We start from the raw sequence: 19,504 nt of genomic DNA on the forward strand, positions 1-19,504 counted from the left end.
TGTGTATGTCTTTACGCGCGTAACGCGCGTGAGTTGAGTCCGGGAGGGAAATTTGCTATACTGTATAAAAACACAGTGTTGAGAGGCTGCAGTATGGCGGTTGAAATTAAATATGTGGTGATCCGCGAAGGTGAGGAAAAAATGTCTTTTGCCAGCAAAAAAGAGGCCGACGCTTACGACAAAATGCTCGATCTGGCAGAGGTGCTGAATGACTGGCTGGTGGCATCGCCGCTGGAGATGGATGACGTCCAGCGCGATACCATGGCGATGTGGCTGGCGGAGCGTAAAGAAGCGCTGCAGCATATCCTGCGAGTTGGCCGACTGCCGGAGCAAGAGACGCCCGCACAGGACGCCCCCGCGCCGTCGGCTACCGCTGAGACTTCTCCGGCGGGTGATGACGCCGTGCCGGCGGCCAAAGCGCGCAAAGCCAAGGCAGCCTGAACGCTGGCGGTCAGTCACTGGTCGGTCGGCCCCGATGCTGCCGTCGCACGTACCTTTGCGCATCTTTAGCCATATCTAACATTTCCTGACATCGCGTCGTTTAGGCTGATAACAGTGTTTGTCACCTGAGAGGAAAACCATGGCTAACTGGCTACATCAACTGCAGTCGCTGCTCGGGCAGCAGGGTGCGTCACCGTCCGGCGAGTCGTCAAAAGGGAGCGGCCTGCTGCCCGGCGCCATCGGTGGGCTGGCCGGATTGCTGGTGGCCAGCAAATCGTCACGCAAATTGTTGGCGAAATATGGCACTAGCGCGCTGCTGGCAGGCGGCGGGGCGGTGGCGGGCACGGTGTTATGGAACAAGTATCAGCAGAAAATGCGCGCGCAGAATACGTCCGCACAGGCGCCTGAGACGGCAGCGGCGCCGACGGATGTCGATCCGCGCAGCGTGCGGCTGATCACGGCCCTGGTATTTGCCGCGAAAAGCGACGGTCATATTGATGACCACGAGCGGGCAAATATTGAAACTCAGCTGCGGGCGGCCAATATTGACGTTCAGGCCCGGGTGCTAATTGACCAGGCGCTAGCCCAGCCGCTGGATCCGCAGCGTCTCGCCGAGGGCATCATCGATCCGCAGGAGGCGCTGGAGATCTACTACGTCAGCTGCGCGGTGATTGATATCGACCATTTTATGGAGCGTAGCTACCTTAATGCGCTGGGAGACGCCCTGGCGCTGCCGAAAGATGTCCGGGCCGATATAGAACAGGATATCCAGTCACAAAAACAAGCGCTAAGCGTCTAAATCATCACGTTTCGCTTGCATCGCTCGCGTCTTTTGCCACCCTTATAGACACGTCATCATTCAGGCGCCACCCTGCGGCCTGAATGCTCTTGTGTCACGATAAAGCAGCAGAAGAATAACATGCCACCTAAAGCTAAACGGATCCCTCACGCCATGACCTTGCATGGCGATACACGCATCGATAATTATTACTGGCTGCGCGACGATGAGCGCGCGCGACCTGACGTGCTGGAGTATCTGCACGCGGAGAACGCTTACGGCAAGCAAGTGATGGATTCGCAGCTCAGCCTGCAGGAGCGTCTGCTGAAGGAGATTATCGACCGCATTCCGCAGCGGGAAGTCTCTGCCCCCTACAGTAAAAACGGCTTTCGCTACCGTCAGGTGTATGAGCCGGGCTGCGAATACGCTATCTACCAGCGGCAGTCGGTGCTGAAAGAAGAGTGGGATGAGTGGGAGATCCTGCTCGACGCCAACCAGCGGGCGGCGAAGAGCGAGTTCTACACCCTGGGCGGACTGGGCATTGCGCCCAACAACCAGCTAATGGCGGTGGCGGAAGATTACCTTTCCCGCCGTCAGTACGGCCTGCGCTTTTGCGACCTCAGCAACGGCGAGTGGTACCCGGAAATCCTCGAAAATGTCACCTCCGGCTTTGCCTGGAGCAACGATTCACGCTTTGTTTGGTATGTGCGTAAACATCCCACCACGCTGCTCCCTTATCAGGTCTGGCGCCACACCGTCGGGACACCGGCGCAGAGCGACGCGCTGGTCTACGAGGAAAAAGATGAGACCTTCTACGTCAGCGTGCATAAAACCACCTCCCAGCAGTTCGTGGTAATTTATCTCTCCAGCGCCACCACCAGCGAAGTGCTGCTGCTCAACGCCGAACTGCCAGACGCCGAGCCGGTCTGCTTTCTGCCACGGCGTAAAGATCATGAATACAGTCTTGATCACTATCAGCACGCTTTCTATCTTCGTTCCAACCGGGAGGGGAAGAATTTCGGCCTCTACCGTACCGTGCTGCGTGATGAAGAACAGTGGACCACGCTGATCCCGCCGCGTCACGACGTGATGCTCGAAGGATTTACCCTGTTTACCGACTGGCTGGTTGTGGAAGAGCGTCAGCGTGGCCTGACCAGTCTGCGGCAAATTAACCGCAAGACCCGGGAGGTGGTGGGGATCGCTTTTGACGATCCGGCCTATGTCACCTGGCTTGCCTATAATCCGGAGCCCGAAACGTCGCGACTGCGCTACGGCTATTCCTCCATGACTACGCCGGATACGCTGTTTGAACTGGATATGGATACCGGCGAACGAAGAGTGATCAAACAGCAGGAGGTAAAGGGGCTGGATACGAGCTGCTACCAGAGCGAACACCTGTGGGTGACCGCCCGCGATGGCGTCGAAGTCCCGGTCTCTCTGGTCTACCATCGCGAACATTTTCGCAAAGGGAGCAACCCGCTGCTGGTCTATGGCTATGGCTCATATGGCGAGAGTATCGATGCCGATTTCAGCGCCAGCCGGCTGAGCCTGCTCAACCGCGGCTTTGTCTACGCCATCGCCCACGTCCGCGGCGGCGGCGAGCTGGGTCAGCAATGGTATGAAGACGGTAAATTCCTGTGTAAGAAAAATACCTTCAACGACTATCTGGACGTCTGTGACGCGCTGCTTGCCCAGGGGTACGGCGATCCGCGGCTCTGCTACGGCATGGGGGGCAGCGCCGGCGGAATGCTGATGGGCGTGGCCGTGAATGAACGGCCAGAGCTGTTCCATGGCGTGATAGCCCAGGTGCCGTTCGTCGATGTGGTGACCACCATGCTGGATGAAACTATTCCGCTGACCACCGGTGAATTTGAAGAGTGGGGAAATCCGCAGGATGAAACCTATTATCACTATATGAAAAGCTACAGTCCCTATGACGGCGTGAGGGCGCAGGCGTATCCCCACATGCTGGTGACTACCGGTCTGCATGATTCCCAGGTGCAATACTGGGAGCCGGCTAAATGGGTGGCGAAACTGCGGGAACTGAAAACCGACGATAACCTGCTGCTGCTCTGCACCGATATGGATTCCGGACATGGCGGAAAATCCGGGCGCTTTAAAAGCTATGAAGGGGTGGCGCTGGAGTACGCCTTTTTCATCGCCCTGGCGCAGGGGACACTGCCGGGAAAAGCGGCAGTGTAGGCGCTATTCCCCGAGGTAATGCCTGAGCGTCAGGCGCAGTTCGGGGCTCATGCGGTCGAGATTGTTGAATAACCAGCGCAGATAGCCTGGATCGTTTTCAGCAATCTCGGCGACGGCCTTACCCCGGTATTTGCCGAAGGTAAAAGTAGTCAGCAGCGCCGGCCGACCGGTGATATCGGCCATTTCGTCAGGGGTCCAGCCGGAAACATTGATGATATCCAGCAGCAGCGCGGCGGTGATATAGCAGTCATACAGCGCTCGGTGGTGATGCAGTCCCGGCGGCGTAGTCACGTTCAGCTTACGTGATTTATATAACCCCATATTGCTGTATTTGATTCCCGGCCACAGGCGTCGGGCCAGCTTCATCGTACAGATCCACTCGCCGTGCATCTCCGGCAACACCCGGCGATCGAAGCTGGCGTTATGCGCGACGTACCACGGGCTGCCATGATAGTGCGGAATAATCTCCTCAATCCACGGCTTATCGGCGACCATCTCTTCCGTGATCCGGTGGATAGCCATTGCCTGCGGGCTGATGGGCCGATCGGGACGCACCAGATGGCTCATGGGATTGGTAATTTGCCCGTCGACTATATCGACCGAGGCGATTTCAACGATGCCCCCCTGCAGGCCGCAGGTTTCGGTATCAATGACGCGCAGCATGGCTCGCTCCAGAGCAAAACAATAAGCGTAATGGAATTGGCCGGGCTTGCCAACCGACGGGGAGGAGGCGAGCGCGCATTATTTCTGTTTCGGCTCCCACGGTAGCCGCGAAAGGGAGACGGAGGCCAACCGATGGGCGATCAGTCGTTCACGGAACCAGTCGCGCAGATGTGCAGGCTGTTCACGCTCGACTAAATCAGCGACCACCGGCATATTGTACCGCTCCTTAAAAGCAACGCCGGCGGCGGCGAGATCGACATTGACTTTATCCATCTCATCTTGCGAAATTTTGGCCAGATTTCTTTCCATCATCCACTCCACTCTGCTTATAAATCCGGTCAGGGCCAGATGCCTGGCTCGACTCTGGCATTATACAGGGTTATTCTCTGTGCTACAGACATAACAAAAGGGAATGACGAATATGCGACTTCTTGCTGGACGCGCGTTGCGCCTCTCCGTTGCGCTTGCCGGGATGTTAACCGCGGCGGGCGCCTTCGCCCACGCTCACCTGCAGCAGCAGATCCCGACCGCCGGGGCGCAGCTTTCAGCTTCCCCACAGACGCTGACGCTCAGTTTTTCCGAAGGTATTGAACCCGCATTCAGCGGCGTGACCGTCACCGGTCCGCAGCAGCATGCGGTGGCTACCGGAAAACTGACCCGCAGCGCCGATAATCCGGCCGAGGTCACGTTACCTTTGGCGGAAGCCTTGCCGCCGGGAGAGTACACCGTGGCATGGCATGTGGTCTCGGTGGATGGTCATAAAACCAAAGGGCAATATACCTTTAGCGTGAAGTAAGCGATGCTGACCGGGCTCTATATTACCCTGCGCTTTGGGCACTTTATCTCCCTGATGCTGGCTTTTGGCTGCGTGCTGTATGGCGCCTGGTGGGCGCCGGTACCGCTGAGACGCGTGCTGATGCTGCACTTTTATCCACTACTGCGCCCGCTGCTACTGATCGGCGCGATCTCTACGCTGGCGCTGTATCTCCTGCAGGGAGGAATGATGGGCGAAGGCTGGACGGATGTCTGGCGACCCGCCGTCTGGCAGGCGGTGGCCGGGACCCGCTTTGGTGGAGTGTGGATCTGGCAGATCCTACTGGCGTGGATCGCACTTGCGGTAGTGTGGATCCGTCCCCGTCACGGCGCCCGCCAGCTGGTGGCCCTGCTGGCGGCCCAGCTGCTGCTTTCCGCCGGGGTAGGGCACGCCGCTATGCACGATGGTCTCACCGGCGTGCTGCAGCGGACAAACCACGCTGTGCATCTCTTCTGCGTCGCCAGCTGGTTCGGCGGTCTGTTGCCCTTTATCTATTGCCTGCGCCTGGCGCAGGGGCGCTGGCGGCCGGCCGCGGTCTATACCATGGCGCGCTTTTCACGTTACGGGCATCTGGCCGTCGCCGGCACGATTGCCAGCGGAGCGCTCAATGCGCTGTTGATCCAGGGAGGATTGATTGGCGCATCGCCGTGGGGACGCATGTTGTTGATCAAATGTGCGCTGGTCGCCGGGATGGTGGTAATTGCGTTAGTGAACAGGTATGTTCTGGTACCGCGCATGTCGGCAAGCGGTTCGCAGGCGGAAAGCCTGATCCTGCGAACCACGCAGGCTGAAATAGGGCTGGGCGCGCTGGCGCTGCTGGCCGTCAGTCTGTTTGCCACCTGGGAACCTTATTGAATTAACTGGCAAAATCATGAAAAAAATTGTTCTGACCATGTTGTTACTGGCAAGCTCCGGGGCTGCTCTGGCAGCGCCACAAATTATCACCGTGAGCCGTTTTGAGGTGGGGAAGGAGAGCTGGGCGTTCAACCGGGAAGAGGTTATGTTGACCTGTCGACCGGGTAACGCGCTTTACGCCATCAACCCGAGCACACTGGTTCAGTATCCGCTCAATGAGGTGGCTGAGCAGCAGGTCAAAGCCGGCAAAACCACCGCGCAGCCGATCTCAGTGATCCAGATCGACGATCCGCAGCATCCGGGACAAAAAATGAGCCTCGCGCCCTTTATCGAGCGAGCGCAGAAGCTCTGCTAAACTTTCTCGCTATCCTGCTGTAATAACATTAAAAAAACCGCCCTTGCCGGACAACGGCAGTGGCGGTTTTTTCGCTGGCAGAGGCCCCCTTTCCAGGAATTATGCAGCCACTTTGGCCGCGGACTGGAAAAGCTGACGCGTTAAACTATTCTTATAGTGCAAGGCGACTTAGCCTGCATTAATGCCAACTTTTAGCGCACGGCTCTCTCCCAAGAGCCATTTCCCTGGACCGAATACAGGAATCGTATTCGGTCTCTTTTTATCTTTATCTGTCTTCTTTCTCAAGAGCCAGCGACATCCTGTCAGTCAAACACCCGCTGGCCTCTGGATGTCCCGTTATAGCACACCGTTTTTAGCATACACAATTCATTTACACATAAATCGCATCCTGTGGAAGGGGAGGTGGCAAAGGTGGAACCGTAAACGAGGGCGGAGAAAAGAAAAAACCTGCACCTAAACAGGCCCGGCGTGCAGGTTAACTGGCGGGCCAACATCGGAAGCCTGCTAGTATACATATTTGTATGATAAATAAAATAAGCAAAATCTAAACGATTTGGCAATTCATGCGATTACACCTCGCCGGCTGACGAGGTGGCATAAATAATAAGCACGAGCACTTTTGCGGGCGGAAAATATTATTGCGGAACGCTGAATGTAGGGTATATCTGACTTTCCAGATAGCAGAGCAATAGCCAAATTTCATCGCTGAAAATAAACCATATGCTCCCGAGCAGAATGACCGCCAGAATAATCAGCAGAAAAATTTCGGTTTTACTCATTATGCAAGCGACTATCCGGTGGCCTTCGGGGATCCTGATAGTAGCGAAATATTGACATAATAAGCAAACGCCATGTTGTAATTCGGCTTCACCGACAGCGCAATTTAGTCACCGGCATGCCGCTGCGTCAATATTGCCACCTGCTCCGTCAGCTGATCCAGCAGCTGGAATCGCCGCCGATATTCAGCCCGTTTTTTACTGGCGATACTCTCCAGCGATTTTCTTTCCAGACATAGCGGTAGCCGCCAGCGCCAGGGGCTTTCCGGGTGGCCGTCGATAGACTGCCAGAACTCGTCGTAGCTGGCGTGGAAATGGCGGCCTTTGCTCAGGCGATAGCGCAGGGCGCGGAACACGTGACCATTATCGCTGACGCCGTAAATGGCCGCAATTTGGCTGCGCGCGGCCAGCTGCCAGATAAACTCCAGCAGCAGGCGCTTCGGAAACAGGCCGTAGCAGGCGCGAGTCGCCTGCTTAATCACCTCGTGAGAAACGTGACGTCGCGGCCCCTGCAGACCGCCGATAACCAGCTGCCAGGCATCGTGATCACGGGTTACGCTGAAGGTGGCGCTGGCCAGCAGGGTGTGGTCGCTGTCGCGCAGCCACAGAGTGGTTTCACCCTCACGTTCGGCTTTGCCTGCCGAGGAGGCATAAAGAGTAAACCGGCGGTCCTCTTTTCCGTTTAACGTCAGCAGCGGGACCTCAGACACCGCGGTCATAGCGTGCGCCAGCCGCGATCCGCGTAAGGTGTCGATATAGCGATAATGGTTGATTACCGCCACCGCCCGCTGCCAGGCGTTGAGATCGCGGGTCAGATATTGACGGTGTACTTTGCCCGGCAGCGTAGCCTGCGCGGCCAGCAGCTGATTAAAATCATCCCGAGCGCTGAGCGCTTCCAGCATCGCTCTGGTGGCGTTATAAAATAAGGCCGTGCGCAGCAAAAACTTAAAGCGGTAATTTTTTTGCCGCCAGATGGGGGCAGGTGTCAATCTGCCCATCACCAGATCGGCAATAAGATGCGAGCGCGGCGCTAGCACGCCGGATGAATGCAGGCTATTGTCTGTCACGATAAACACCTCGTTGTGATTTCCCCCTATTTTAAAGCGAGCCACTGACAAGCTTAATCCTCTGGCGGACTATATTTGCCGTCTGTTTAAAATTGATTGAGGTGTAAATTAAATTCCGTGGACCTTTGCTGGAATTACCTATAATTACCGCTGAGAGGTAATTATATGTATCAACGTATTAACGGCAGCGACTGGCGTAATATCTGGCTGATGGGCGATCTGCATGGCTGCTTTGCGCTGCTGATGAATCGCCTGCGTCAGCTGCGTTTTGATCCCTGGGCCGATCTGCTGATCTCGGTGGGCGATCTGATCGATCGCGGGCCGCAGAGCGCCGATTGTCTTGGCCTGTTGCGCTGTCGCTGGTTCAGGGCCGTTCGGGGGAATCATGAGCAGATGGCGCTGGAGGCGCTGGAGAGCGGAGATATGCGGCTCTGGCAGATGAACGGTGGCGACTGGTACGTCAAGGGCGATGCGCGGCAGCGGGCCGACGTCGATCGGCTGCTGGCGCACTGTCGGCGGCTACCGTTGATTATTGAAGTGGAATGCGGGAAAGCGCGGCATGTGATCGCCCACGCCGATTACCCGGCGCCGGTCTATCGCTGGCAGCAGCCGGTGGATCCCCAACGGGTACTATGGAGCCGCCATCGTCTGAGTGAACACCTGGCGGGGCGCCATGGCGCTATTGCCGGCGCGGACCATTTCTGGTTTGGCCATACGCCGCTTCAGGCGCGTTATGACCACGATAATCAACACTATATTGATACGGGCGCTGTGTTTGGTGGGACGCTGACGCTGGTGGCGCTGCAGTCGGCAGGCTAAAAGTCGCTGTATTCGCTGGCGGGTTGCCAGAAGCCATCAATAAAATCTTCTATCGGGTAGCAGCCACCGTGGCGGATCCGCTGATCCTCCATCGCCACTAAGCACTGCGTTTCCTCGCGGTAGACGTCAACCACAATGTCCTCGCAGCCGCCATCCAGATAGCAAATAAACAACACTAAGGCAAACATCCTGGCCTCATGCTCGGGTTCACATACTATTTAGTGTAGGGGATGACGGCGGGACGGGGAAATAAATAACCCGTCTCAGGCGACGGGTTCATTGGTGTCAGGCAAGGCGCATGACCCAGGCATCGGACTGGCGGTCGTAATGTTTACGGTAGAGAACGGAATGTTCGCCATTGAGAATCGCGGGCACGCTGGTGTCGGCATCCCAGGCGTCAAGCTGCATACATAAGTCTGGATCGGATTTGCAGGGTATGCTTAACGTTCGCTCACCCTGATGCTCACCGTGCAGTTCGGCATCGTCTATTTCGAACGCGCCGATGCGGACATTGGTTTTACTCATCGCTTCACCCCATTTTTCAGCTGAGTTGTGGTACGACCAGTTATGGCCGTTATTTTTCAGCGTAGTCAATGGGGCGAAAAGCGCCAGTCAAAAAGTGCGCATTTTTTGCGCGGCCTCACACCTTGCCGGCAAAAAGTTTTCCATCGCGCACCAGTTCGCGCGGATAGCTGTTCTTCAGTCGGGAGCCGACGCGCTTCGCCAGGCCCAGCGGGACGCCCTGGAAGGTCACAATGGTTTCATCCTGCCCAGGCGCGGTTTGCGGATAGACGTCGCGCCCGCGATACCATTCCTCCGCTTCCTCCTGCGACAGCTCGAAGGCGCGCTGCGGCGCGGCAAAGGCGATAACCGCCTCATGCTGCCAGCGGTACCCCTTATTGTGCAGCTCCGCCAGGCGCACGCCGATGCGAGAAAAGCGCACCTTGCCGAACAGGGGCTCCAAAGCCAGCGGAAACAGCCACAGCTCTTTATCCCGCTGCCACAGCGTATGGCCTGCGTCCCACTCCAGGCCAACAGCCCTGGCGGCGGCAGTTACCGCGGCGGCCTCCCGGTCCTTCAGGGGCGTAAACGGGAATTTACCGACCTTATAGCCTGGCGCCGGGAGCGGATCGATCGCCGCAGTTTTGCGCAACCTCGCGACAAAGAAGCCTTCGCAATCGTAAATTTGCGGAAAAACGTGCAGAAAACCTTCCGCGGTTAAGGCGTCGGCTGCGCCGGGAAACAACTCTCCCAGCGGCAGGATCTCCACCGCCTGCGGATAGCGGGACAGCAGCCACTCAATGACCGATTGATTTTCTTCACGATTCAGGGTGCAGGTGGAATACACCAGCGTCCCGCCAGGGCGCAGAGCATGGAAGGCGCTGTCGATAAGCTCGCGCTGAGTGGCGGCGATGTCGAGGTTGCTCTCCGGCGACCAGTTTTTCAGCGCGTCGGCGTCTTTACGTACAACCCCTTCGCCGGAGCAGGGGGCGTCAAGCAGGATGGCATCGAAGGTTTCGGGCAAGGCCGCGCCAAAAACCCGGCCGTCGAAGTGGGTCAGAGCGACGTTGCTGATGCCGCAGCGGCTGATGTTGGCATGCAGCACCTTCACCCGGCTGGCGGAGAATTCATTGGCGAGAATGCCGCCCGCGTTGCCCATTCGGGCTGCAATTTGGGTGGTTTTCGATCCCGGGGCGGCGGCAACGTCCATCACCCGTTCGGGCTGCCGGTTATCGGCGAACAGGGCGGCGACCGGCAGCATCGAACTGGCTTCCTGAATATAGAACAGCCCGCTGAGATGTTCGGCGGTACTGCCCAGCGGCAGCGCGTCGTCATCCTCTCGCTCGATCCAGAATCCCTCTGCGCACCAGGGCACCGGCGCGAGCTGCCAGCCGTAGGGGGCAACCAGAGAGAGGAAATCATCGACGCTAATCTTCAGCGTATTGACGCGAATACTGCGGCGTAGCGGGCGCTGACAGGCGGCGATAAAGTCGTCGAAAGAGAGATGCGCTGGCATCGCCGCGCGCATTTGAGCGAGAAACGCTTCAGGGAAATAGACAGTATTTTCAGCCACGGGCAGCGCACCACAGAAAAAAAGGGTGCGCAGTTTAGCACAAACGCCCCGGCGCGTGACACCGGGGCGTGCGGTTTACCCTCTCCCCGCGCCCGGCGTTGCCCGGGGCGGGAGAAGGGGGCATTACTGCGGCAGAGCGGTGCCCCACTCCCGCCACTCTTTCGGCTCGCTCTCCTGCAGCAGGAAGTGCTTGCCATCCTGGGCCTTCGGCGCCAGCGGCGTGCCCGGCGGCGTGGCAAAGGCGATCCCGCCGCGGATAAACTGATTGAAGGTACCGGTTTTCACCACCCCGCCAATCAGGCCGAAGTCGAGGCTGTAACCCGAGGCCAGCCAGAACACCGAGTTATTACGTACCAGGTACTGGTAGCGCTTACTGATGCGCAGCTTAACCATCACCCGGTCAGACATCGACCCCAGCGACAGTCCGGTAACCGTCCCGACTTCCAGTCCGCGGAACAGGACCGGCGTACCGATGCCAAGCGACCCCGCCTCCGGCGCTTCCACCACGATGTTCAGGCCGTCGATATAACGCGAATCGCTGATCGTCGTATCCTGGATCTCAAAATCGCGTCGTGCCGGGCCGCGGCCGGGCTCAACGTTGATGTAGGCCTGGAACAGGGTGTCGAGATGTTCCACGCCCGCGGCGGAGATTTGCGGAGTGATCACCGAGAAGCGGGTCCCGGCGCGGGCGAAGGTGCCGACGTATTCCGGATAGAGCACCGCTTTCGCCTGCACTTCGTTTTTGGCGGTGATTAGCTCCAGCGACTGGATTTGACCGATGTCGATGCCGAGATAACGAATCGGCATCCCGGCCGCCATCTTCCCGGCGTCGTACGCGTGCAGGGTGATTTGGCCGCCCACGGCGCGCGCCGCCGTTTCAGATGCATAAAGGATACGTTTGTTATTCAGCCGTGCTCCGGCGCTGCTGCCATTGAGGTTATCGAAACTGATCGCCCCTTTGATCGCGCGCGCCAGCGGAGAGGCCTGCACGGTGAGTCCGTTACCGTCAAGCTTGACCTTCGCACCGCCTTCCGCCCAGAAGACGCTGTTGTTGGTCAGCAGGTAGCGGTACTCCGGCTTGATATGCAGATCGATATCGAATGCATCTTTGCGCGGTTTGACGGCGATGATCTCGCCGACGGCGAATTTACGATACAGCACCACCGAGCCGGCCTGAACGTCAGGCAGCGTCTCAGCAGACAGGCTCAGGGTAGTGGTCGGCACTTCGCTCAGGCTATTTTCCTGCGCCTTTTCAAGGTTAGCGTACAGCGGATAGCTGCTTTGCATTTTGCCTTTTTCGCCCGGGATCACCCTGATCCCGCCGTTCACCCATTCGCTGGCGCTGGCGCCCAGCACCTGCACGCCGTCGAGCCCCACTTTGACGTCCAGACGACTGTTAACCACAAATTTGCTGTCGCCGTGAATTAGATCGCGGTATTCAGGGTCAATGGCAACCTGAAAGGTTACCCCTTTGGCCGTCAGTTTACGCTCCAGCACCTGGCCGACTTTTACTCCGTGCAGCACCAGCGGCTGACCGCCGTCGATGCCGTAGCTCTCCGGCGCCGAGAGGGTAACGGTGGCGACGTTGGGCTCATCCAGCAGCGCTTTATCCGCCGGCATTACCGAGAAGTGATTGCGTGGCTCGCCTTCGCCGGGCACCAGCTCAAAGGTATTGCCGGTGAGCAGGGTGCTAATGCTGGGGTTATCGAGGGAGAGCTTCGGCTTCTTCATCTGAATCAGCGTTTTCTCCCGCAGCAGCGTCACCACGCTCGGGTCGACGGTCATCTCGCCAGTAACTTTGCCGCCGGGGTTTAGATTCAGTTTGCTTAACTGGCCCACCTCCAGCCCCTGATACATGAGCGGCGTCGAGCCCGCTTTCAGTCCATCGCCATCAGGCAGATCGAGGGTCACTACCACGCCGCGCTGGCTATGCGCCAGATCTTCATACAGGTGATATTCATCGTTTTGCGAGGCGACATGCGAATCGGCGGGGGAGTCAAAGGCGATGGCGCCGTTCACCAGCGCGGACAGGTTCTCCAGTTGCACTTTGGCCCCGCTCAGGCCGACGTCGGCCTTGACGCCTGAGACGTTCCAGAAGCGGCTGCCTTTTTTCACCAGATTGGTAAACCGGCGCTCAATTAGCACATCGATGGTCACCCCCTGATTATTGGCATTCAGGGAATAGTCATACACCCGCCCGACCGGGATTTTTCGGAAGTAGACCAGCGAGCCGCTGTTCAGAGAGCCAAGATCCGGCGCCTGCAGGTGGATCATTAGCTCGCCGTTGTTGATGCGGTATTTAGGTTGGGTGTCGAGGGCGACAAAGTGATCTTCGGGTTCACCCTTGCCCGGCATCATGCCGATGTAGTTCCCGCCCACCAGCGCATCGAGGCCCGATACGCCGGCCAGAGAGGCTTTCGGCGTGACCAGCCAGAACTGGGTCTCTTTGCGCAGCGCATCTTTCATATCGCGTTTGATGCTGGCCGAAACCTCAATCTTACTCAGATCTTTACTGAGGCTAATATCCTGGACGGTGCCGACTTCAACCCCCTGATAGCGGATCGGCGTCCGTCCCGGCACGATGCCGTTCGCGGACTGGAAATCAATCGTAATCGTCGATCCGCGGTCGTCAAAGCTGGTCCAGATTAGCCAGGCGGCAATCAGCAACGCGATGACCGGCAGCAGCCAGAATGGCGAAATACGGCGTTTGGTTTTTATTCTGGCTTCAGTCTGCGAAGCGGGCGTTTCCTGACTCATGTGCGTCCCAAAGTAAGCGGCTGTCCAGCCATTCAACTGCAAGAATAGTTAAAATTACCGCGCCGCCAAAGTAAACCGCAGCCGGCCCCATGGTGAAGGCGAGGAGCTGATCGCGATTTATTAGCGACATGGTGAGTGAGATAACAAACAGATCCAGCATCGACCAACGGCCAATCCAGGTGATTAGCCGCAGCAGCAGGATGCGGGTGCGCAATCCCTGCTCGCACTTGAATTGTATGCTGAGCAGCAGGGTAAATAACACTATAACTTTGGTGAATGGCACCAAAATACTGGCGATAAACACGACCCCGGCAATGGCGATATTGCTGCTGGCCAGGGAGATGATCCCCGAGAGGATCGTGTCGTCCTGGCGCGCACCGTTGACGTAGATGATGGAGATTGGCAACAGGTTGGCCGGAAAGAGGAAAACCAGCGAGGCAATCAGCGCCGCCCAGCTGCGCTGCAGGCTCTGCGGTCGGCGATGATGCAGCGGCGTGTGGCAGCGTCGGCAGCGGCCGCGCGCGTCGCGATAGCCGGTGTAATGGCAGCCGGTGCACACCTGCAGATTATTATCGGCGCGGGTCGCCGGACGCTCGGGATAGAAACGCTCCCACAGCTCTTCGACGTTCATATGAATAAGCGTCAGGATGCTCAACAACGTCAGGGAGATAAACGCCACCAGACCGATGCCCGGCTGCAGGAAGGCGTAATCCTGCACCTTGATGGAGGCGACGCCGATGCCCACCAGATAGATATCCAGCATCACCCACTCTTTAAGCTTGCCGAGCATCAGCAGCACCGGCCGCAGGTTCATCCCCAGCACATTGCCCAGCCAGAGATAGCTGATGGAGACCACCAGCAGCACCGGGGCGACTACCGCGCAAAACAGCACCATGGCGGCGGTAATCGGATCGCCCTGCGCGGTCATCTGCCAGATCCCCTGCAGGACGTTGGCGTCGATGCGTACGCCCAACAGATGCAGGCGCAGCAAAGGCTCAGACCAGGCGAAAGGCATGAGCAATAGCATCGCGAGGGCCATGCTGCCCAGGCGGGTCAGCGACCAGTCGCGGCCATCGCGCACCTTCGCGTTACAGCGCGGACACCAGGCGCTTTGGTTGCGCTTTAGCACCGGTAAGCGGAAGAGCATGTCACACTGCGTACAGCGCTGATAATGCGCATAGGGAAGCGGCGTGCTGACAGTATGCACGACCATCTTTTTCGCAGGTTTGAGGGTGGGTGTTTTTATCGGCATTTATTACGTACAGGAATGAATGTATCTCACTATCTTAACCTATGAATGAATTCATCTTGAGCCCAAGCGCATTTAATGCTTATTTTAGTAGGCTGTACGTATCAGGCAGTAAGACAACAAAGTGAAGATATAATGAGCAAAACAGAATTTTACGCGGATCTGAACCGCGATTTCCAGGCATTAATGGCAGGTGAAACCAGTTTTCTGGCGATGATCGCCAATACCAGCGCGCTGCTGTTCGAGCGGCTGAGCGAGGTCAACTGGGCCGGTTTCTACCTTCTGGAAGGCGATACCCTGGTGTTGGGACCGTTCCAGGGCAAACTGGCCTGCGTGCGGATCCCGGTCGGGCGAGGCGTATGCGGCGCGGCGGTGGCGCAGGCTCAGGTCCAGCGCGTCGAGGACGTCCACGCCTTTGACGGCCACATTGCCTGCGATGCCGCCAGTAATTCGGAAATTGTCTTCCCTCTGCGCGTGAATGGCCAGATTATCGGCGTGCTGGATATCGATAGTCCGGCTTACGGGCGCTTCACCGCTGAAGATGAGCAGGGGTTGCGCACGCTGGTCGAGCATCTGGAAAAACTCATTGCGGCCACGGATTATCAAAAAATCTTTACCCGTGTCGTGGGATAATCAACGGATAACGTAGCATTTAGCGAGGACGTCATTATAATGTCGCCTGTTCATGCCTGCGGCTTGTTGGCTACGTCCGTTGTAATCAGGAAATTTCATGGAAAATCAACCTAAGTTGAATAGCAGTAAAGAAGTTATCGCCTTTCTGGCCGAACGTTTCCCGCAGTGCTTTAGCGCTGAAGGTGAAGCGCGCCCCCTGAAAATCGGAATTTTTCAGGATCTCGTTGAGCGAGTGGGTGGTGAGATGAATCTCAGCAAGACCCAGCTTCGCGCTGCATTACGTCTCTACACGTCCAGCTGGCGTTATCTGTACGGCGTAAAAGCCGGCGCTATTCGCGTTGACCTGGATGGCAATCCGTGCGGCGAACTGGAAGAGCAGCACATTGCCCATGCGCGTCAGCAGCTGGAAGAAGCGAAAGCTCGCGTTCAGGCGCAGCGCGCAGCCCAGCAGGCGAAAAAACGCGAAGCCGCTGCGGCCGCAGGCCAGCAGGATGAAGGCGTTCGCCGCGAGCGTAAACCGCGTCCTCAGCAGCCGCGTCGTAAAGAAGGCGCTGAACAGCGTAAATCGCGTCCTGTTGCGGCCAAAGCCCCGCGTGAAGAGCGTCTTACTCCGGTATCGGATGTTTCCGTTCTGACCGTCGGCCAGGCGCTGAAGGTAAAAGCAGGCAATAACGCCATGGACGCCACCGTTCTGGAAATCACCAAAGATGGCGTTCGTGTACAGCTGACTTCTGGTATGTCAATGATTGTACGCGCAGAACACCTGGTGTTCTGAAACGGAGGCCGGGCCAGGCATGAACACATTTTTTAAAATCACCGCGCTTGCGGGCCTGCTGGCAATAGCAGGCCATGCATTCGCTGTTGATGACATAACCCGCGCAGATCAAATCCCCGTGCTGAAAGAAGAGCCGCAGCACGCGACGGTAAGCGAGCGCGTGACGTCGCGCTTTACCCGCTCTCATTACCGTCAGTTTGATCTCGACAACGCCTTCTCGGCAAAGATTTTTGACCGTTACCTGAACCTGCTGGACTACAGCCACAATGTGCTGCTGGCCAGCGATGTGGCGAAGTTTGCGGCTAAAAAAGACCAAATTGGCGATGAGCTGCGCAGCGGGAAACTGGACGTCTTTTACGACCTCTACAACCTGGGGCAGCAGCGCCGCTTCGAGCGCTATCAGTATGCGCTGAAGGTGCTTGAACGTCCGATGGACTTTACCGGCAATGATAATTTCAACCTTGACCGCTCCAAAGCGCCGTGGCCAAAAGACGAGGCCGAGCTGAACAAGCTGTGGGACGCTAAGGTTAAGTTTGACCAGTTAAGCCTGAAGCTGGCGGGTAAAGACGATAAAGAGATCCGCGACACCTTAACCCGTCGCTATAAGTTTGCTATCCGTCGCCTGGCGCAAACCAACAGCGAAGATGTCTTCTCGCTGGCGATGACCGCCTTCGCTCGCGAAATCGATCCGCACACAAATTATCTGTCGCCGCGTAATACCGAGCAGTTCAACACCGAAATGAGCCTCTCACTCGAGGGGATCGGCGCCGTGCTGCAGATGGATGATGACTATACCGTCATTAATTCGCTGGTGGCGGGCGGTCCAGCCGCGAAAAGCAAAGCGATCAGCGTCGGCGATCGCATCGTTGGCGTTGGCCAGACCGGGAAGTCGATGGTTGATGTCATCGGCTGGCGTCTGGATGACGTCGTGGCGCTGATTAAAGGGCCGAAGGGCAGCAAGGTTCGTCTTGAAATCCTGCCGGCCGGTAAAGGAGCCAAGACGCGTATTGTAACGCTGACCCGCGAGCGCATTCGTCTGGAAGACCGTGCGGTGAAGATGTCGGTGAAAACCGTCGGGAAAGAAAAAGTCGGCGTGCTGGATATTCCAGGCTTTTACGTTGGCCTGACCGATGACGTGAAAGTGCAGCTGCAGAAGCTGGAAAAACAGAACGTCAGCAGCATCATCATTGACCTGCGCAGCAACGGCGGCGGAGCGCTGACAGAGGCGGTATCGCTCTCGGGTCTGTTTATTCCGTCCGGTCCGGTGGTGCAGGTGCGGGATAATAATGGCAAAGTGCGCGAAGACAGCGACAACGATGGCGTGGTTTATTACAAAGGGCCGCTGGTGGTGCTGGTTGACCGCTTTAGCGCCTCGGCGTCTGAGATCTTCGCCGCAGCGATGCAGGACTATGGCCGCGCGCTGATCGTTGGCGAACCGACCTTCGGTAAAGGGACGGTACAGCAGTATCGCTCGTTGAATCGTATTTACGATCAAATGCTGCGTCCGGAGTGGCCGGCGTTGGGTTCCGTCCAGTACACCATCCAGAAGTTCTATCGTATTAACGGCGGCAGTACGCAGCGCAAAGGCGTGACGCCGGATATCATGATGCCAACCGGCAATGAAGATCGCGAAACCGGCGAGCAGTATGAAGACAACGCGCTGCCGTGGGATAGCATCAACGCGGCCACCTATGTGAAGTCCGGGGATCTGACCCCGTTTGGACCGGAGCTGCTCAAGCGCCACGACGAGCGTATTGCGCAGGATCCTGAATTCCAGTACATCATGAAGGATATTGCCCGTTATAACGCGATGAAGGACAAACGTAACATCGTCTCTCTGAACTACGCCCAGCGTGAGAAAGAGAACGAAGAAGATGATGCGATTCGTCTGGCGCGGATTAACGATCGCCTGAAACGCGAAGGCAAGCCGCCGTTGAAAAAACTGGACGATCTGCCGAAGGATTACCAGGAGCCGGATCCATATCTTGATGAAACGGTCCATATCGCGGTAGACCTGGCGCATCTGGAAAAAGCGCGCCCGGCGGTGGAACCGCCGGCCAGCAAATAAGTTGCTAACGGGCACCCTGAGAGGTGCCCGTTTTTTTTGTGCGCGTTGTCATCGCCATTCAGCTCATCTAACAAAATGTCAACCTGCGCTGCCGCTGTCAGCAAGATGCTACAAAATGTAAAGTTGTGTTTTTATCGTGACTTAGCGGGGGCTGATGGTTGAAAATTGCAGCCTGACCCATACGATGTGGGTAATCGCATAGTGCGTTTTGTTAAATTGAGGTAAAAAGAAAATTATGATGCGAATCGCGCTTTTCCTGCTGACGAACCTGGCAGTGATGGTCGTGTTCGGGCTGGTGTTAAGCCTCACGGGGATCCAATCCAGCAGCATGACCGGTCTTCTGATTATGGCCCTGCTGTTCGGCTTCGGTGGTTCTATCGTTTCGCTGATGATGTCGAAGTGGATGGCGCTGAAGTCAGTGGGTGGGGAAGTGATCGAGCAGCCGCGCAACGAAACGGAACGCTGGCTGATGAATACCGTTGCGCAGCAGGCGCAGCAGGTAGGTATTGCCATGCCGCAGGTAGCTATCTATCACGCGCCTGACATTAACGCCTTCGCCACCGGCGCGCGTCGTGACGCCTCGCTGGTCGCCGTCAGCACCGGGCTGTTGCAAAACATGAGCCGTGATGAAGCGGAAGCGGTCATTGCCCATGAAATCAGCCACATCGCCAATGGTGATATGGTTACCATGACCCTGATCCAGGGGGTGGTGAACACCTTCGTTATCTTTATCTCCCGCGTTATCGCGCAGATTGCGGCCGGTTTCCTCGGCGGCAACCGGGAAGATGAAGGGGAGAGCAGCAATGGCAACCCGCTGATCTACTTCGCCGTCGCCACGGTGCTTGAGCTGGTGTTCGGTATTCTGGCCAGCATAATCACCATGTGGTTCTCGCGTTACCGTGAGTTCCATGCTGACGCCGGCTCGGCGCGTCTGGTAGGCCGCGAGAAGATGATTGCAGCCCTGCAGCGTCTGAAAACCAGCTATGAGCCGCAGGAAGCCAGCAGCATGATGGCGTTCTGCATTAACGGTAAAGCGAAATCCATGAGCGAACTGTTTATGACTCACCCGCCGCTGGATAAGCGTATTGAAGCCCTGCGTAGCGGTGAATATCTGAAATAATCTATCTTCTGACGCTGAAAACGAAAATCCGCAGCCCGCAAGCTGCGGATTTTTTTTA

General features: G+C 57.2%; 19 protein-coding genes and 1 pseudogene. 11 read left to right on the forward strand and 9 right to left on the reverse strand.

Annotated elements, in window-relative coordinates; genetic code table 11:
* Positions 1-93 precede the first annotated feature (93 nt).
* From LPQ25_RS09635 to ptrB, 3 genes are all read left to right on the forward strand, one after another.
* Positions 94-441, forward strand: coding sequence for a YebG family protein (locus tag LPQ25_RS09635; RefSeq protein WP_015874946.1), 348 nt, complete (start codon positions 94-96; stop codon positions 439-441).
* A gap of 139 nt (positions 442-580) precedes the next feature.
* A complete protein-coding gene (locus tag LPQ25_RS09640) occupies positions 581-1,240 on the forward strand; it encodes a tellurite resistance TerB family protein (RefSeq protein ID WP_004145550.1) in 660 nt (219 codons plus the stop codon).
* 120 nt (positions 1,241-1,360) lie between these two features.
* Positions 1,361-3,421 (forward strand): oligopeptidase B, encoded by a 2,061-nt coding sequence (gene ptrB, locus LPQ25_RS09645; protein ID WP_004151449.1) that lies wholly within the window; start codon positions 1,361-1,363, stop codon positions 3,419-3,421.
* 3 nt (positions 3,422-3,424) lie between these two features.
* On the opposite strand, the gene exoX is transcribed toward ptrB, so the two are convergent.
* Both exoX and LPQ25_RS09655 read right to left on the reverse strand, forming a co-directional pair.
* Entirely contained in the window at positions 3,425-4,084 is a 660-nt protein-coding gene (gene exoX, locus LPQ25_RS09650) for an exodeoxyribonuclease X (protein ID WP_002911407.1), read from the reverse strand.
* A 78-nt stretch (positions 4,085-4,162) separates the two neighbouring features.
* Positions 4,163-4,393 carry a DNA polymerase III subunit theta gene (locus LPQ25_RS09655; RefSeq protein WP_002911406.1) on the reverse strand — a complete coding sequence of 77 codons (231 nt, stop codon included), beginning with the start codon at positions 4,391-4,393 and terminating at the stop codon, positions 4,163-4,165.
* Between the two features lie 112 nt (positions 4,394-4,505).
* Between LPQ25_RS09655 and yobA the strand changes: the two genes are divergently transcribed.
* The 3 genes from yobA to LPQ25_RS09670 are packed head-to-tail and all read left to right on the forward strand — an operon-like array spanning position 4,506 to position 6,108.
* Entirely contained in the window at positions 4,506-4,880 is a 375-nt protein-coding gene (gene yobA / locus LPQ25_RS09660; RefSeq protein ID WP_004151448.1) for a CopC domain-containing protein YobA, read from the forward strand.
* 3 nt (positions 4,881-4,883) lie between these two features.
* Complete coding sequence (gene copD / locus LPQ25_RS09665; protein WP_014907333.1) at positions 4,884-5,753, forward strand: copper homeostasis membrane protein CopD; 870 nt, start codon at positions 4,884-4,886, stop codon at positions 5,751-5,753.
* Between the two features lie 16 nt (positions 5,754-5,769).
* Positions 5,770-6,108: a YebY family protein gene (locus LPQ25_RS09670; RefSeq protein WP_002911404.1), complete on the forward strand. Its 339-nt coding sequence runs from the start codon at positions 5,770-5,772 to the stop codon at positions 6,106-6,108.
* Between the two features lie 635 nt (positions 6,109-6,743).
* Here the strand turns inward: LPQ25_RS09670 and LPQ25_RS09675 are convergent.
* Together LPQ25_RS09675 and LPQ25_RS09680 are read right to left on the reverse strand one after the other, a co-directional pair.
* A complete protein-coding gene (locus LPQ25_RS09675) occupies positions 6,744-6,887 on the reverse strand; it encodes an Ecr family regulatory small membrane protein (RefSeq protein WP_002911398.1) in 144 nt (47 codons plus the stop codon).
* Positions 6,888-6,991: 104 nt separating this feature from the next.
* The gene (locus LPQ25_RS09680) at positions 6,992-7,960 is read right to left on the reverse strand and encodes a VirK/YbjX family protein (protein ID WP_014907334.1); all 969 of its coding nucleotides are present in this window, start codon (positions 7,958-7,960) and stop codon (positions 6,992-6,994) included.
* A 156-nt stretch (positions 7,961-8,116) separates the two neighbouring features.
* Between LPQ25_RS09680 and pphA the strand changes: the two genes are divergently transcribed.
* Positions 8,117-8,770 (forward strand): protein-serine/threonine phosphatase, encoded by a 654-nt coding sequence (gene pphA, locus LPQ25_RS09685; protein WP_004180432.1) that lies wholly within the window; start codon positions 8,117-8,119, stop codon positions 8,768-8,770.
* Here pphA and LPQ25_RS09690 read toward each other — a convergent pair.
* From LPQ25_RS09690 to yebS, 5 genes are all read right to left on the reverse strand, one after another.
* A complete protein-coding gene (locus LPQ25_RS09690; protein WP_002911395.1) occupies positions 8,767-8,958 on the reverse strand; it encodes a YdfD/YebW family protein in 192 nt (63 codons plus the stop codon). The two genes, pphA and LPQ25_RS09690, sit on opposite strands and share 4 nt — an antisense overlap.
* Positions 8,959-9,055: 97 nt before the next feature.
* Entirely contained in the window at positions 9,056-9,295 is a 240-nt protein-coding gene (locus LPQ25_RS09695) for a YebV family protein (protein ID WP_002911393.1), read from the reverse strand.
* Between the two features lie 115 nt (positions 9,296-9,410).
* Entirely contained in the window at positions 9,411-10,844 is a 1,434-nt protein-coding gene (gene rsmF / locus LPQ25_RS09700) for a 16S rRNA (cytosine(1407)-C(5))-methyltransferase RsmF (RefSeq protein ID WP_004148845.1), read from the reverse strand.
* A 123-nt stretch (positions 10,845-10,967) separates the two neighbouring features.
* Positions 10,968-13,601, reverse strand: coding sequence for a PqiB family protein (locus LPQ25_RS09705; protein ID WP_002911388.1), 2,634 nt, complete (start codon positions 13,599-13,601; stop codon positions 10,968-10,970).
* Positions 13,570-14,853, reverse strand: coding sequence for a membrane integrity lipid transport subunit YebS (gene yebS, locus LPQ25_RS09710; protein WP_002911387.1), 1,284 nt, complete (start codon positions 14,851-14,853; stop codon positions 13,570-13,572). The genes LPQ25_RS09705 and yebS overlap by 32 nt, the downstream gene beginning before the upstream one ends.
* A 132-nt stretch (positions 14,854-14,985) precedes the next feature.
* Here yebS and LPQ25_RS09715 point away from each other — a divergent pair.
* The 4 genes and pseudogenes from LPQ25_RS09715 to htpX all read left to right on the forward strand — a co-directional run bounded on the left by LPQ25_RS09715 (position 14,986) and on the right by htpX (position 19,446).
* A pseudogene (locus LPQ25_RS09715) lies at positions 14,986-15,499 on the forward strand (GAF domain-containing protein).
* 81 nt (positions 15,500-15,580) lie between these two features.
* Complete coding sequence (gene proQ, locus LPQ25_RS09720) at positions 15,581-16,258, forward strand: RNA chaperone ProQ (protein ID WP_014907336.1); 678 nt, start codon at positions 15,581-15,583, stop codon at positions 16,256-16,258.
* Between the two features lie 19 nt (positions 16,259-16,277).
* Positions 16,278-18,326, forward strand: coding sequence for a carboxy terminal-processing peptidase (gene prc, locus LPQ25_RS09725; RefSeq protein WP_004145536.1), 2,049 nt, complete (start codon positions 16,278-16,280; stop codon positions 18,324-18,326).
* Positions 18,327-18,561: 235 nt separating this feature from the next.
* Positions 18,562-19,446, forward strand: coding sequence for a protease HtpX (gene htpX, locus LPQ25_RS09730; protein ID WP_002911381.1), 885 nt, complete (start codon positions 18,562-18,564; stop codon positions 19,444-19,446).
* The last annotated feature ends 58 nt before the right edge of the window (positions 19,447-19,504 follow it).

Source organism: Klebsiella sp. KPN54798 (genome assembly GCF_021184225.1).
Lineage (GTDB): Bacteria > Pseudomonadota > Gammaproteobacteria > Enterobacterales > Enterobacteriaceae > Klebsiella > Klebsiella pneumoniae.

What these genes read in the sequence shown, in the direction of transcription:
- htpX (WP_002911381.1), top strand. Translation starts at nt 18,562, where the DNA reads ATGATGCGAATCGCGCTTTTCCTGCTGACGAACCTGGCAGTGATGGTC.
- yobA (WP_004151448.1), top strand. Translation starts at nt 4,506, where the DNA reads ATGCGACTTCTTGCTGGACGCGCGTTGCGCCTCTCCGTTGCGCTTGCC.
- LPQ25_RS09655 (WP_002911406.1), bottom strand. Translation starts at nt 4,393, where the DNA reads ATGGAAAGAAATCTGGCCAAAATTTCGCAAGATGAGATGGATAAAGTC.
- LPQ25_RS09695 (WP_002911393.1), bottom strand. Translation starts at nt 9,295, where the DNA reads ATGAGTAAAACCAATGTCCGCATCGGCGCGTTCGAAATAGACGATGCC.
- LPQ25_RS09690 (WP_002911395.1), bottom strand. Translation starts at nt 8,958, where the DNA reads ATGTTTGCCTTAGTGTTGTTTATTTGCTATCTGGATGGCGGCTGCGAG.
- yebS (WP_002911387.1), bottom strand. Translation starts at nt 14,853, where the DNA reads ATGCCGATAAAAACACCCACCCTCAAACCTGCGAAAAAGATGGTCGTG.
- ptrB (WP_004151449.1), top strand. Translation starts at nt 1,361, where the DNA reads ATGCCACCTAAAGCTAAACGGATCCCTCACGCCATGACCTTGCATGGC.
- prc (WP_004145536.1), top strand. Translation starts at nt 16,278, where the DNA reads ATGAACACATTTTTTAAAATCACCGCGCTTGCGGGCCTGCTGGCAATA.
- LPQ25_RS09705 (WP_002911388.1), bottom strand. Translation starts at nt 13,601, where the DNA reads ATGAGTCAGGAAACGCCCGCTTCGCAGACTGAAGCCAGAATAAAAACC.
- LPQ25_RS09675 (WP_002911398.1), bottom strand. Translation starts at nt 6,887, where the DNA reads ATGAGTAAAACCGAAATTTTTCTGCTGATTATTCTGGCGGTCATTCTG.
- LPQ25_RS09640 (WP_004145550.1), top strand. Translation starts at nt 581, where the DNA reads ATGGCTAACTGGCTACATCAACTGCAGTCGCTGCTCGGGCAGCAGGGT.
- LPQ25_RS09635 (WP_015874946.1), top strand. Translation starts at nt 94, where the DNA reads ATGGCGGTTGAAATTAAATATGTGGTGATCCGCGAAGGTGAGGAAAAA.
- LPQ25_RS09670 (WP_002911404.1), top strand. Translation starts at nt 5,770, where the DNA reads ATGAAAAAAATTGTTCTGACCATGTTGTTACTGGCAAGCTCCGGGGCT.
- exoX (WP_002911407.1), bottom strand. Translation starts at nt 4,084, where the DNA reads ATGCTGCGCGTCATTGATACCGAAACCTGCGGCCTGCAGGGGGGCATC.
- pphA (WP_004180432.1), top strand. Translation starts at nt 8,117, where the DNA reads ATGTATCAACGTATTAACGGCAGCGACTGGCGTAATATCTGGCTGATG.
- copD (WP_014907333.1), top strand. Translation starts at nt 4,884, where the DNA reads ATGCTGACCGGGCTCTATATTACCCTGCGCTTTGGGCACTTTATCTCC.
- proQ (WP_014907336.1), top strand. Translation starts at nt 15,581, where the DNA reads ATGGAAAATCAACCTAAGTTGAATAGCAGTAAAGAAGTTATCGCCTTT.